A 13,868-nucleotide genomic window follows, 5' to 3' on the forward strand; every position below is an offset into this window, starting at 1 on the left:
TGCTGACGGCCCGCGCTGTGCTCGCCTGCGCGTTGCCATTCGTCGCCCAGCTTCGCGGCCATCGCGGCGAGCGATTCGTTCCACGCGGTGAGGCGTTCTTCGTCACGCGCCGCCAGTTGCGTCTGCAGGCCCGTGTGCGACTCGCGAATCGTCGACAGCAGGTCGTTCGAGCGCTGTTCGAAAGCCGAAGCCTGCGCGGACAGGTCGCGCGTCGTTTGCGCCAGTGCATCGCAGATTTCCTGCTGACGGCCCGCGCTGTGCTCGCCTGCGCGTTGCCATTCGTCGCCCAGCTTCGCGGCCATCGCGGCGAGCGATTCGTTCCACGCGGTGAGGCGCCGTTCGTCGCGCGCGGCCAGCTCGGTCTGCAGCCCCGCGTGCGACTCGCGCATCGCGGCAAGCGTCGCGCCCGAATGGCGTTCGAACGTCGCGGCGGCCTCGCCCAGCGCACGCGCATGCTGGCCGGCCAGCGTCTCGCCGACCTGCTCCTGGCGCGCCAGCGCATCGCGCCAGGCATCCGACAGGCGGCTTTCGGTCGATTCGAGGCGCGTCGCGACGCCGTCGAGCAGGTCCGTCGAACGCTGCGCGAAGGTCTCGGTGAACTGGCCGAGCGTCGTCTGCAACTGCTGCGCGACGGCGTCGCCCGCGCGGCGCTGTTCGTCGAGCGCGCGGCTCCAGACGGCCGTCACGTTGCCGGTGGTCTTCTCGAAGCCGTCCGTCAGCCCGTCGAGCTGACGCTGCACGGCGCCCGTCACGGTGTCGCGCAGCGCGGCCATCTCCTGCGCGAGCCCCGTCATCGTCGCGGCGACGACCGGCTGCAGCGCGGCACCGGCCACGCGCGCGCTTTCGGCGGCGCTTTCCTTCAGTGCGTCCCCGACATTCGACGCGAGGCCCGCATACGCACGCTCGGTCCGATCGAAAAACGCTTGCTGGCTTTCGATCTGGCGATCGTGCAGCGCGACGCTGCGCGCCTCGAGCGACGTCATCATCGTCTGCAGGCGGTCGACCAGCGCCGGCATCACGTCGGCCTGGCGCTGCAGCAGCCGGAACGACTCGTCGCGCTGATGCGCGGACGAGTGCACACGCAGCGTCGTCGCGATCTTCGCGTCGAGCTGCTGGGCCGCGTCGATCCGCTCGCGGCGCACGAGCGCGGACAGCAGGCCGAGCATCGCGGACGCCGCGACGCCGGCAATCGACGTGCCGAATGCGAAGCCGAGGCCCTTCACCGGCGCGATCAGCGACGCGCGGATCGCGTCGAGATCGGTCGCGCTTTCGAGCGCGGCGCCCGTGCCCTTCAGCGTGACGACCATCCCGAGCAACGTGCCGAGCATGCCGAGCAGCACGAGCAGGCCGACGAGATAAGGCGTGAGCGACGGGCCCGGCAGCGCGACGCGCGCGCCTTCGACCCGCGCGCGCACGGCGCCGCGCAGGCCCGGGTGCAGCGTATCGAGCCACGTGTCGAGCTTCGCGGGCGCCTCGGTCAGGCCGGCGACCGCGTGCGACAGCGTGGCGGTGGCCTGCCGGTAGCGCAGCAGTTCCCATGCGCCGGCGACGTAGCACGCGGCGATCAGCAGCGTGACGGCCGACGCCAGCGGGTTCGACGCGACATAGCCGACGCCGATCCAGCCCACAGCGAGCAGACCGGCGACGAAGACAACGAGATCAAGGCGAATTCTGGACATAGCGTGTTGATTAGCAGGTGCGAAGGGCCGCGAGCAGCCCGTCTACCGTTTGAAACCGGACTTCGAGTTCGGCAAGCAGGATGCTTTGCATCTCGTCGCGAAACGTATCGAGCCATGCGCCGGGCACGATCGCCGCGACGGCCGGGCTGTTGACGATCGCCGCGCCGTCATCGGCGGGATCGGCCGTGGCCGCGGATTCCGCTGCGGCTGCGGCCGCGGCTTCGGCATCGGCCAGCGCCTGCCGCTCCGCGTCGCGCAGCCGCCCGAAGCGCGTACCGAGCAGCGCGGGCACGGCCGACAGCAGGCTGCGCTCGCGCGCGCCGAGCACGCGCTCCATGATCGCGTCGAGCGTCGCGAGCCGCGCCATCCCGGACGAGCACGCGGCGAGCGCGACCCGCAGGCGCCCACGCAACTGGCCGATCGCCGTTTCCATGTCCTGCTGCAGGGACAGGTAACGCTGGCGGAAGTCCGCGAAATCGGCCGTGTCGGCGGCCGGCGGCGGCGGATCGCCGGGCCGGCGCCGCGCACGCGGCCGGTTGGCGGCCGTGATCGCCTGCGCGAGCTCGTGGCGCACGCGCGCGCAGTCGCGCTCCGCGTCGTAACCGCGCACGCCGGCCGCGACGCCGGGCGGACTCGCATTCAGCGCGGACGACAGCGTGATCGCATCGGTCCAGCCGAGCCACTGGCTCAGCCGGTCGGACAGCGTCTGCCGGGATTCCGCGACGTCGGCATCGGCCAGGCGCGCGAGCAGCCGGACGAGCGCCGGGCCGCTCAGCGCCGGGCGCGAAGGTGCTTGCACCATGCTGCAAACCGTCAAAAAAGGCAGCAGTTTACACGTCGCCGGGAGGTCGACCGCCAGAATCGGGGAAGCGCCACCGCCCGGTGGCGCGTGCGGCACTCGCGAACGCCCGCCACACAAGGCTTGGCGGGCGGCCGAGGGCTGCTGCCGCGACGGTTCTGCCGCCCTTGCCCGCCGCCGCATCGCCCGCCGGTTGCGAATTCGGGCCGCCGAGACCCGCCGCGTTGCGCTACCATCGCAGCACCCGTCGGGCCACGCGTGCCGGCCGCGGGCTGCGCCCCCGAGACCGGGTGCCACCGACCCACAACGAACAACAAACGGGCCCGGCCCGACCGCACACGATGCTTGCCAACCTCGTCACGCGCCTGCGCGACCGTTTCGGCAAACCGCCGACCCCGCAGGCCTTCGCCGAACGCCTGATCGCCACGCTGCGCGCATCGGGCGACACGCGCACCTGGCGCCACGAGGACGAGAAGGGCTGTCTCGTCCAGTCGGATGCTCCGTCGACCATCATCAACCTGCACAACCTGTTCCGCGACTACGCGGCCGCGAAGCCGTCCGAGCGCGACACCGTGCTGAAACGGCAAGCGAGCGCGATGATGCAGCACGAGATCCCCGAGGATTTCGCCGCGGCACGCGCGAAGCTGCGGCCCGTGATCCGCAGCGCGACCGAGCGCGGCGTGACCGCGCTGCAACTGGCCGGGCAGCCCGGCGTAACGGAACTGGCATTCCGGCCGCTGTGCGAGAACATCGAAATCGGCATCGCGTACGACGGCGAGTTCAACATCGCGCGCCTGCCGACCTCGACGCTCGACGAATGGGGCATCTCGTTCGACGACGCATGCGAGATCGCGATCGACAACCTGCGGGCCGAATCGTCGGCGCCGTGGGCCGCGCTGCCGAACGGGGTGTTCCTGTCGCAATTCAACGATTCCTACGACGCGGCGCGGCTGCTGCTGACCGACCTGCTCCACCGGCAGCCGATCGCCGGCGCGCCGGTCGTAATGGCACCGAACCGCGCGGTGCTGCTGCTCACCGGCGACCGCAATCCGGCCGGGCTCGCCGCCATGGTCGACCTCGCCGAACAGGCGCAGGCGCAGCCGCGCCCGCTGCCGCCGCTGATGCTGCGCTGGGACGGCACCGCGTGGCGGCGTTTCGTGCCGGAAGGGCTCGAAACGAAGCTGGCCGCGCTGCGCATCGGCGAGCTCGCGGGCGACTACCAGGATCAGCGGATGCTCCTCGACGACGTGCATGAACGCGACGGCACCGACGTTTTCGTGGCGACCTACTCGGTGTACAAGCGCCAGGACGGCAGCCTGTTCAGCGTCGGCGTATGGAGCGACGGCGTGCACACGCTGCTGCCCGAGACGGATATCGTCGCGCTCCATCGCGAGTCGACCGGACAGTCGGCCTACGTGCCGATGGCCGAGCTGCTGAACACGTGCGGCGACCTGATGACGGCCACCGGGCATCGCCCGGTGCGTTATGAAGTGAAGGTGTTTCCCGACGACGCGCGGTTCGCGGCGCTGCTGGAGCGGTTCAGCGAAGCCTGATGCCGACGCGCGATGCGCGCCGGCGGCCGGCCGCTGGAATGGCCGGCCGCCGTGCGATGCAGAACAGGAATGGAAGCGCTCAGATTCCCGCTTTCGGCGCGTTCAGGATCAGCCGCAGCCCGAGCAGCGTGATCGCGCCGGCCGCGACGCGGTCGACCCACTTCTTCGCGCGCAGGTAGAGCTCGCGCGGCCGGCGCGTGGAGAAGCACAGCGCGACGATCGTGTACCAGCCGAACTCGACGCCGAACACGAGCGGCGGCAGCGCCAGATAGCACCACAGCGGCGGATGCTGCGGGAGCAGCGCCGCGAAGATGCTGCCGTACCAGATCGCCGTCTTCGGGTTGCTGAGCTGGGTCGTGAGGCCCGTCCAGAACGACTTGCGCGCGCTGCCGCCGCCCATCGCCTGCGGATCGTCCATCGCGATCGGCCGGTCGGCGCCGCGCCAGATCTTCGACGCCATGTAGATCAGGTACGCGCCGCCCGCCACCTTGAGGCCCACGTACAGCCATTCGACGGCCTGCAGCAGCGTGTAGAGCCCGGCCAGCGCGACGCCGCCGAACACGATGCCGCCGATGCCCATGCCGAGCGCGGTGGCCAGCCCGTCGCGGCGCGACAGCCCGATCGCATTGCGTGCCACCAGCACGAAGCTCGGGCCCGGAATCATCGCGCCGAGAAACAGCGCAGCCAGGATGGCGAGTACGGCAGCCGATGCGGTCATCGAAGTCTCCTTGTCGAGCGACGCCGAAGCGCCGGCGCCTGCGTGTCGTGTCCGACGGTCGAGCCGCCGATTCTGGCACGCTTCGCGCATGGCCGAAAGCCGCCTTGCGCTGCTATGCTGGCCCTCTTTCCCGTCAGTCGCGCCGACCACCATGATCGAGATCCGCGCCGCCCGTCGCGTTCAATCCGGTGCCGGGCACCGCGTTTCGCGGGCGGGAGTTGTCGCCCCGTGCGATCGGCCACCCTCTTCCTCTTTTCGACCGGACACCCCGTCATGCGCGTTTTCCACCTGCCCATCGTGCTCGCCCCGCTGCTCGCCGTGCTTTCGCTCGACGCCCGCGCTGGCGACCTGCCGAAGTCGATCGCCGCGCAGCTGCCAGCCGGCTACCAGCCGCTGCTCGCGCAAGCCGGGCCGGATCTCGACAACGGACGGCACAGCTTCCTCGTCGTCGTGCACCGGGCGGTCGATACGCGCGAGCAGCCGTCGCCGCGCCCGCTGCTGATCTTCGAGGAGCAGGCCGACCACGCGTTCCGGCTCGCCGCGCGCAATGACCAGGTCGTGCTGCGCGCGAACGAAGGCGGCCAGTGCGATCCGTTCGATCCCGACGATGCCGCCGACAACGGCTTCGCGGTGAAAGGCCGCTATTTCACCGTGCAGAACTTCGTCGCGTGCGGACAGCACTGGACCGACTACGTGACGTTCCGCTACGACCCGCACACGCATGGCTGGGTGTTTTCGAACCGGATCGTCACCGAATCGTTTCCGCTCGACGACCAGCCCGATCACGTCACCGTCACGCGCGCAGACGCGCACCGGCCGGTGTCGTTCGGTCAGTGGAAGCGCAAGGACTGAGAACGGCGCGAACAGCGGAAGGTCGACTGCATGCCCGGCGCGCTCGCCTGCGCGCTCTGCCCGCGTTCCGCTCTGGAACGGACAGCATCAGCAATCCAGGAACTTCATCATCTGCCGGCCAAGCCTTCGAGCGTCGTGAGTATCGGCGCGACCATTGCTGTCCCGAGCGCGTTGGAATATGCCAGGGCTGCCTCCTCTGTCCAAAGACCGCTGTGTGCCAATTCGTCCTCGGCCGTCCGCCGCGTAAGCAAGCGAGTATCGAATCGGATCGTGCCGACGGCCGTTCCGGCCGCGTCGAAAAGCTGTGCCGACTGGAAGCAATGGGCTCGATCGCCGATGACGAGGGGAGCCGCACCTGACAACGCCGGAACGGAGGCGCCATCCATCACGACCGCGAAAGTCAGGCCGCCCGTCGCGCCCAGTTTGGCTCTGTCGAGGTGAATCAACTGATCGAAATAGTGATGAAAACGGGTGTTCGCCCTGCCGCTGCGGTTCCACATCGTCGTGGATGCGGATTCGCTCTGTCCTTGCGCGCGAACTTCCATCCGGATTTGGCTGGCGGTCTGGACAGGCGTGCCGGGCGCCAGCGCCATATCGAATATCGTGACCACGACGATCTCGCCGGAGGGCTCGGCCGGTTTTCTCCAGCCCAATGCCACCGATGCCGTCAGCCACGTGACGATGGTGGACATGAATCCGTCGAAGAATGCCGCGATCGCACTGGCGCCGACGACGTCGACCGAACCGAGATCCCGATACAGCTTGTCGATCCGCTCGAATAGTGGCCGCACGGGCGTCGGCGAGCCAAACGAGGGCACCGTGCGAAGTGCTGCGTCGAGCCCGGCATCGAAAATCGCCGCGCCAAATCGATGCACGAGTTCCCGCGTTGTCACCGGCCAACCGGAGAGCGTCGGGCCGCCCGCAGCAATCAGCCCCTCTAGCGCGGCAACCACCGCGACGGCAGCCGCGCCCGCCTGAGCCAGCACGGGGAATTCCGGCGACACGAGATAGAACCGGCCGTCCTTGCCGGCCCAGAATTCCTGTCTGGCGCCTGTCGTGACAAGAAGATTCAGGTCGTACAAGTAGTCGTCGCCAGTTCCCCGGGGCACCGGCTCTACCGTGGTCACGTCCACCGGAAACGACTCGCTTGACTCGGGACGACGGCCGGTCAACACACATCCCGTGGTCAGTTTTCCTATGCCGTCTTCGCTCAGTGTCGGTACCATCCAGGCCAGATGTGACGGATCGGCGGCAAGAATCGCGGGGGCCGTTGCACGGGAATCGGACGCGGACGCATTCAGGAAAGGATGCGTATCGGTAAACACGGGGCCACCGCCGTTGATCCGATAGAGTTTCCGTTCGCCGAGTTGAGGTCGAGCGACAAAAGCCACGACAGCCGCACCGTCACGCGTCATCACGGTATCGCCCGGTTTTACCTGATTCAGCGGCACCGGAACCCCTGCCCCCGAGAGGACTTCCGTGTCGCCGGTCAAGCAGCAACTGCTTGGCGGAGCCCGAAAGGGACTTCCCGGCTGACCACCGGCGGTGAACTCATAGCAGTTGCCATTCGGCATCCGTGCGGGCATGCCTCGACCATAGCTGGGAAGATAAGTGGTTTCCTGAATGGGTTTCGCCGTATCGCCGCCGACATCGTCGAGGTCGATATCGGGTTTGTCGCGCAGTGCTTCGGCATAGCCTCGCCAGTTGCTGCGATTGACCTGTGGCGGGATCGGCAGGCCCGCTGCAGTCAGTTCATCGATCAATGCATCCACTTGGGCGTCATCCGCGCCTAATGCGATGTATTTCGCATATTGGTTGAACATCTCCCAATCCGGGCTTGTCCACATACCCGCCTGGTACCACAGCTGCCGATTGATGACGTTGCCGAGCAACGCGTCGTGAAACTGCTGTCTGGCCGTTGCATGGTCGACCTGATTCAACAAATTGATCAACGGCGGAAAACTGGCTGCGAGGACGCGTGCGTAGGGCCGCGCGCAGCGGCCGCGCACCGTCGCGTTGAACGAAGCAACGTCATGATTGATTTTGTCCGCTCTCATTTGCCCTCGAATCCGACTGCCAAGATCCTGAATCGACTGGCACAGTACCGCGACAGAGAAATTCGCCCACCAGCCGTCATCGAGACCCATGTCGGACATGAGCGGCAGCAGTGGATCCGGTTGGTAATCGGCGAAGAAAATGCTGCGAAACGACGGCCCCGTTCCGAATATCTGTGAATAATTGCCGGGCAGCGCTCCCTTCAGCCGATTGACCAGTAGCGCATGCAGACGGCGGCCACCGCTGTAGTCAGGCAGTAAGTTGACCAATTGCTCGATAACGGAGTCGGGAGCCGAGTCGGAAGACCCGCTCAGCCGAATCGCGGTTCGTTGAACGGTAAGCAGCAAGGCAATCTCCTGGCAACGTGCGATTGAAAGAGAGTGGGGGTCGAGCCGCCGTGCGGGGGCTCGACACTTGCCGTTACGCGGAAACAGCGAACCCTTGGTTGACCATCGGGCCGTTGACGAACTCGGTGATCGGATCCGGTGCCGGGGTAGGCGGTTCGATCAGGTTCCAGATGAACTGCACGAGGATGACAATGACGCCGACCACTGCAATGGCGAGACCCACCGGCCCTGCCCAGCCGACGCTGAACAACTCGAGTCCGATGAACACGACGTCCGCCAGCGCAAAAAACGTATTCAACGCTTCAAAGACAATCTCTCTCACCGCGCCCGATTTGATTGCGTCGTAAAGCATGAAGGACGACAGGATCATACCGACGACGGCCAACGCCGGCCCGATTCGCCGTGCCATGAATTCGGCGCTACTCTCTCCGAAAATGGTCACGAATGCTTTCCCGAGTTTGCCCTCGGGAACGATCTTCCCGCCCGCCTTGAACCATGTGGCAATGTCTCCGGCGAAAGCGCGAAACGCCCCGCCTTCCGCTGCCTTGGAAAAATTCTCGAGAAATCTTCCAACGCCAATGGACATCATCTTCTGCACGCCCTTGACCAATGTCGCGAGCGCAAGCAAGCCGAGATTGATTTTCTCGATGATTTCCTTCGGTGTAAGTGGCCTGCCGGGGTTGTCGGCAAGCGAGTAAATAAGGTATCCAGCCGAGGCGCCGTAAAACACGACTGTCAACACGCCGCCGACTTTGCCTTTCCTCGAGAGTTCGCCCCATGCCTTGTATTGCTGGCCGTCCAGCCTTTGACCAATCATTCCCTGCAGCTCGGGATCCTGCGCGATCCGTGATAGGGGCTGGTTTCCCTTCTTCAATTGGTACTCGGTAATCGCGGCGGCGATGCCGTCCACCAGATTGTGAATCGAATCCGTTGTCGTGATCAGCGTCTTGAGCAGTTCCTGATTTTCCAACGCCGCTTGTTGCTGGATCTGATCCATGAGTGTCGGATCGACCTTGCCGGCGATCGCTTGCTCGATGAGGCTCGTGAGGAATGGTTTCAGATCGTCGGACCAACGTGACTTCGAGTAATTGACACCGAGCAGCGCCGCATAAGCGATGGTCATGAAACGCTGGCCGTAATTGCCGTCCGGATCCAGAACCTGCAATTTCACGTACCACTCGTACATGCGCTGGCGGACGTTATCGAACATCTTGCTGGCGACCTGGATCGACCAGGTCAACAGGTTGGCCTCGTCCGAGAGCCACGCGAAGTAGTCCGCTGCCCACTTCTTGGGGTTGTCCTGCAAGTACGGTTGCATTTCCGGAACGCCGTCGCGATAGCCCTCGATGTAGAGCGCGTTGCTCGCCTCCTGATACGCGAGGCTCTCGTCTTTGTCGCCGCCCTTGGTATCGCCCAGCGATTTCCAGCTCTGCTTCATCGCATCGCCCTTGATGCGCTTTATCAGGTCGGCGTAAGTCGGACTGGTGCCCAGGTTGTCATACAGCATTTGCCCGGTGCCGAGGACTGCCTTCTTCTGGAAAAAGCTCTTCTTGTCGTTGAATACTTTCTGGACGCCGCCCGGAAGCGAATAGGCATGCCCGTATATCCCTTCAATCCACTTGCTGTCCAGCGCGTTGACCAGGCATTTGTTGAAGTATCCGCCGCAGGTCGTCTGCGCGTGATCGATGGTCATCCGGTTGCCGTCCTTGTCGGTGACGACAGTCAGTGACGATATGTTGTCGAGATCCTGCAGCGTGCGCGTGGCGGCATCGCCTTCGAGAGGCGTCGAGATGCGCGCAGTCGTTGCCAGCGCCGCAGCACCCTCGCGCACTTCCGCGAAAACCCTGGACCGCTGCTCGGATATCGATGGCGTGGAACTGCCGAACCAGCAATACGCTTCTTCGTCGTCAGACGTGTATTCGCCGCCAAAGGTTCGGTTTCCGGAGTAAAGCGTGATAACGAAGCTGTCTTGCGGTCCTGGTGGATCAAGTTGAGGAACCATCTCCAGCGTGGTTTCGCCTTTTTTGCGATCGACGGCTGTGACGCGAACCCGGTTGCTGACATCGACGTGGCCCAGTAAATAGGTAACGGTCAGAACATTGTCAATCCACTGCGCCTTGATGCTGAATTGATCCCAGGCAACAGACGGTGCATTCGGATCGCATTTGACAGCCGGATCGTCTTTGGTTTTCGGTTTGGGTCTGAGATACCGTTTCGTGTCGAAGACATTCGCGAGCGCAACGCCCCGGATTGCCTGAGGTGCGTCACCCGCAACCGCCAGCGTTCCCACGAAGGCCGAGCCGCATTCCGTCAGATTCAAGCGAGCGTTATAGCGTTGCCGACCGGTGCCGCCCTGCAATACCAATGAATGGTTGGAACCGTTGTACCCGATATTGTGCGCATGCACACCGTTGTGGGTCACCGCGTCTTCCAGAACAACCATCTGCCCATGCGCGACCCATGACGTGCCGTCGTAGATCTCGGTTTCGTAGATATTCTGATGGGCGCACTTGCAGTCACTTAACGAATGCTCGACTCTCGTGAGAAACATTGCAGTTCTCCTTCATTGTGAAGTGGCAAATGACGTGCGCGCAACCGTCCCTCGCGATGTTTCAGTCGCACTCACGGGAACGACGCAAAAACCCGTCGAGGTTTTGCGTCGAAACATACGCGTGAATCAATGCTGCTTTTTCAGAAATCGGGAAATCAGGGGAGTCGGAAGGCGACTCGAGAAAGGCGGGCAAGACAAAGGAAGGGCACCCCGTGGAACCCTCGTTTGAATCCATCCTCGATTATTTAATTGTCGCAATTATGCGGAACGGAATGTCCGGGCAATTGTTGTATCGTGCCGAGAAAAAGTCAATCGAAGTCGTCGCGAAATGCATTTCCCCATGCGAATCGTCATGCGTTGATGCGAGCGTCACGATTATGGCAACGGTCTGGATGATTCATGCATTTTCGGAAACTGAATTTCAAACATCCGCCGCACCTTGCCAATCGTCGTCATCGCTATCATCCCTCGACAACCAGCCTGAAAAACAGGCAGGACAGGTTGATTGCCCGGCTCGATTTGCAGTCGGCGTGAGCAAGACCGCGCCGACGCGAAAGAAAGCCGGGCGGTCGAAGAATTGACACCCCGCCGCCCCGGGCGATCGATGCGGGGACGCATCGCGCGAATCGGGACCGCTCGCGACGCCCCGTCAACAGGTCTACCATAGGCGCTCGTCGCCCGTCGGGCGACCGCCGGCACGGCATACACCCTGCGCCCGCCCCTTCCCTCGCTGCACCCGCACAGGAGGACGTCATGACGCAACACTTCGACGCGATCGTCATCGGCACCGGGCAAGCCGGGCCGCCACTCGCCGCGCGGCTGTCCGCCGCTGGAATGAAGGTCGCGATCATCGAGCGCGGCCGCTTCGGCGGCACCTGCGTGAACACCGGCTGCATCCCGACCAAGACGCTGATCGCGAGCGCGTACGCCGCGCACCTCGCGCGGCGGGCCGGCGAATACGGCGTGTCGGTCGGCGGCCGCGTCACCGTCGACATGAAAGCCGTGAAGGCGCGCAAGGACCAGATCTCCGGCCGCTCGAACCACGGCGTCGAGCAATGGGTGCGCGGACTCGCGAACACCACCGTGTTTCAGGGTCACGCCCGCTTCGAGCGCGCCGATGCGGTGCGCGTGGGCGACGCGCTGCTCGAGGCGGAACGCATCTTCATCAACGTCGGCGGGCGCGCGCAGGTGCCCGCGATGCCGGGCCTCGACACGGTGCCGTACCTGACCAACTCGACGATGATGGACGTCGACTTCCTGCCCGCGCACCTCGTGATCGTCGGCGGCAGCTACGTCGGGCTCGAATTCGGCCAGATGTATCGCCGCTTCGGGTCGCGAGTCACGATCGTCGAGAAGGGCCCGCGCCTGATCCGCCGCGAGGACGAGGACGTGTCGCAGGCCGTGCGCGAGATCCTCGAAGGCGAAGGGATCGACGTGCAGCTCGATGCGACCTGCCTGAGCGCACGGCGCGACGGCGACGGCATCGCGGTCGGCCTCGACTGCGCGGGCGGCGGCCGCGAAGTCGCGGGCTCGCACCTGCTGCTCGCGGTCGGACGCGTGCCGAATACTGACGATCTCGGGCTCGACCGTGCGGGCGTCGCGACCGATGCACGCGGTTATATCGAGGTCGACGAGCAGTTGCGCACGAACGTGCCCGGCATCTGGGCGCTCGGCGACTGCAACGGGCGCGGCGCGTTCACGCATACCGCATACAACGACTATGAGATCGTCGCGGCCAACCTGCTCGATAACGACCCGCGCAAGGTGTCCGACCGCATCACGGCGTACGCGATGTATGTCGATCCGCCGCTCGGCCGCGTCGGCATGACGCTCGCGGAAGCGAAGCAGACGGGCCGCCGGCTGCTCGTCGGCACGCGCCCGATGACACGCGTCGGCCGCGCGGTGGAAAAAGGCGAAAGCCTGGGGTTCATGAAGGTGATCGTCGACGCGGACAGCCATGCGATCCTCGGCGCGACGATCCTCGGCGTGACGGGCGACGAAGTCGTGCACGGGATGCTCGACGTAATGGCCGCGGGCGCGCCGTACACGACCATCAGCCGCGCGATGCACATCCATCCGACCGTGTCGGAGCTCGTGCCGACACTGCTTCAGGATCTGCATCCGGTCGAATGATGCGCGACCCGGCGGGCGGCCGCGCAAGCTGAAGCCGCTGATCGATCGCACGTTCGCGTTCGACGACATCGTGCACGCGCATCGATACGGGGAAGCCGGCGTGCAGGCCGGGAAGATCGTCGTCGCGGTCTGAAAGGGGTCACGCGGGCGGCAAGCGCGGCCGTTGCAAACGGCCGCACGACCGCCGCCGGCTCAGCCTTCGAAATACCGCGGCCGGTCGATATCGGCCAGCAGCCCCGGCTGCGTCGGTGCCCAGCCGAGCGATGCGCGCGTGCGCTCGCTCGTTGCCGGCGCATCCATCCCCGCGAACATCGCGAACCAGCCGAAGTGCTCGCCGGCTTCGGCCGCCGTTTTCGCGACGACCGGCACGTCGAGCCGCCGGCCGATCACGTCCGCGATGTCGCGGAACGGCACGCCCGTATCGTCGACCGCGTGATAACGCGCGCCGGCCGCGCCGCGTTCGACCGCGAGCCGGTACACGCGCGCCGCATCGAGCCGGTGCACGGCAGGCCAGCGGTTGCCGCCATCGCCGACAAAGGCCGATACCCCCTTCTCCCTCGCGAACGCGATCAGGCGCGGCACGAAGGCGTGATCGCCGTCGCCGTGCACCGACGGCGGCAGACGCACGACCGATGCGTGCACGCCGCTCGCCTCCAGTGCGACCGCGGCCGCTTCCGACGCACGCGGATAGACCGACGACACCGGCACGTGCGGATCGTCTTCCGTCGCCGCACGGCCGGGCGCGACGAGCGCGAGGCCCGACGTGACGACCAGCGGCCGCGCCGAGCCCGCGAGTGCCGCGCCGATCGTCTCGATTGCGCGACGGTCGAGTTCGCAGTTCTGCGCGAAGCGCGAGAAGTCGTGATTGAATCCCGTGTGGATCACCGCATCGGCGGCTTCGGCGCCGCGCGTGAGGCTGTCGAGATCCTCCAGCGACCCGCGATGGACGTCGGCCCCCGCCGCCGCAACCGACGCGGCAGCCGCGTCGGACCGCGCGAGACCGAGCACCGAGTGCCCGGCGGCCACGAGTTCGGCAACCACGGCAGAGCCGACGAATCCCGACGCTCCAGTAACAAAGACACGCATGTTCAGTACCTCCGGATGGCATGGAGGCTTACTATCTGTCGACGGCCGCTCGCGGTGAAGTCGTGACGGTTTACCGGTAAACGAACTAACAGGAT

The 13,868-nt window shown here is 65.6% G+C and carries 11 protein-coding genes; 5 read left to right on the forward strand and 6 right to left on the reverse strand.

Translation table 11 applies throughout. The features are described from left to right. Window positions 1-1,679, reverse strand: a 1,679-nt coding sequence (locus tag ABIC51_RS14660) for a DUF802 domain-containing protein (protein WP_354006531.1), incomplete at its 3' end; no start/stop codon positions are given. A 10-nt stretch (window positions 1,680-1,689) separates the two neighbouring features. After that, on the reverse strand, window positions 1,690-2,481 hold the full coding sequence (locus tag ABIC51_RS14665) for a DUF3348 domain-containing protein (protein WP_027790871.1): 792 nt from the start codon (window positions 2,479-2,481) through the stop codon (window positions 1,690-1,692). Window positions 2,482-2,819: 338 nt separating this feature from the next. Here ABIC51_RS14665 and ABIC51_RS14670 point away from each other — a divergent pair, with 338 nt between their 5' ends. Continuing rightward, window positions 2,820-4,031 (forward strand): DUF1444 domain-containing protein, encoded by a 1,212-nt coding sequence (locus ABIC51_RS14670; protein WP_027790870.1) that lies wholly within the window; start codon window positions 2,820-2,822, stop codon window positions 4,029-4,031. A gap of 79 nt (window positions 4,032-4,110) precedes the next feature. On the opposite strand, the gene ABIC51_RS14675 is transcribed toward ABIC51_RS14670, so the two are convergent. Continuing rightward, window positions 4,111-4,749, reverse strand: coding sequence for a LysE family translocator (locus tag ABIC51_RS14675; protein WP_027790869.1), 639 nt, complete (start codon window positions 4,747-4,749; stop codon window positions 4,111-4,113). A gap of 273 nt (window positions 4,750-5,022) precedes the next feature. Here ABIC51_RS14675 and ABIC51_RS14680 point away from each other — a divergent pair, with 273 nt between their 5' ends. Continuing rightward, the gene (locus ABIC51_RS14680) at window positions 5,023-5,601 is read left to right on the forward strand and encodes a hypothetical protein (protein WP_146252522.1); all 579 of its coding nucleotides are present in this window, start codon (window positions 5,023-5,025) and stop codon (window positions 5,599-5,601) included. 107 nt (window positions 5,602-5,708) lie between these two features. Here the strand turns inward: ABIC51_RS14680 and ABIC51_RS14685 are convergent, their stop codons facing one another. Next, entirely contained in the window at window positions 5,709-8,003 is a 2,295-nt protein-coding gene (locus tag ABIC51_RS14685; RefSeq protein WP_034196023.1) for a Hint domain-containing protein, read from the reverse strand. Window positions 8,004-8,076: 73 nt separating this feature from the next. Next, the gene (locus ABIC51_RS14690) at window positions 8,077-10,554 is read right to left on the reverse strand and encodes a phage tail family protein (RefSeq protein ID WP_027790865.1); all 2,478 of its coding nucleotides are present in this window, start codon (window positions 10,552-10,554) and stop codon (window positions 8,077-8,079) included. Window positions 10,555-10,766: 212 nt separating this feature from the next. Between ABIC51_RS14690 and ABIC51_RS14695 the strand changes: the two genes are divergently transcribed. From ABIC51_RS14695 to ABIC51_RS14705, 3 genes are all read left to right on the forward strand, one after another. Next, window positions 10,767-11,135 (forward strand): hypothetical protein, encoded by a 369-nt coding sequence (locus ABIC51_RS14695; RefSeq protein ID WP_175899402.1) that lies wholly within the window; start codon window positions 10,767-10,769, stop codon window positions 11,133-11,135. A gap of 172 nt (window positions 11,136-11,307) precedes the next feature. Then, window positions 11,308-12,687: an FAD-containing oxidoreductase gene (locus ABIC51_RS14700; protein WP_175899400.1), complete on the forward strand. Its 1,380-nt coding sequence runs from the start codon at window positions 11,308-11,310 to the stop codon at window positions 12,685-12,687. A 37-nt stretch (window positions 12,688-12,724) separates the two neighbouring features. After that, entirely contained in the window at window positions 12,725-12,820 is a 96-nt protein-coding gene (locus ABIC51_RS14705) for a zinc-binding dehydrogenase (protein WP_370448776.1), read from the forward strand. A gap of 59 nt (window positions 12,821-12,879) precedes the next feature. On the opposite strand, the gene ABIC51_RS14710 is transcribed toward ABIC51_RS14705, so the two are convergent. Continuing rightward, window positions 12,880-13,773, reverse strand: a complete 894-nt coding sequence (locus ABIC51_RS14710) for an SDR family oxidoreductase (RefSeq protein WP_060317093.1) — start codon at window positions 13,771-13,773, stop codon at window positions 12,880-12,882. Between the last annotated feature and the right edge of the window lie 95 nt (window positions 13,774-13,868).

It is taken from the genome of Burkholderia sp. 572, from assembly GCF_040545135.1.
In the GTDB taxonomy this organism is placed as follows: domain Bacteria; phylum Pseudomonadota; class Gammaproteobacteria; order Burkholderiales; family Burkholderiaceae; genus Burkholderia; species Burkholderia cepacia.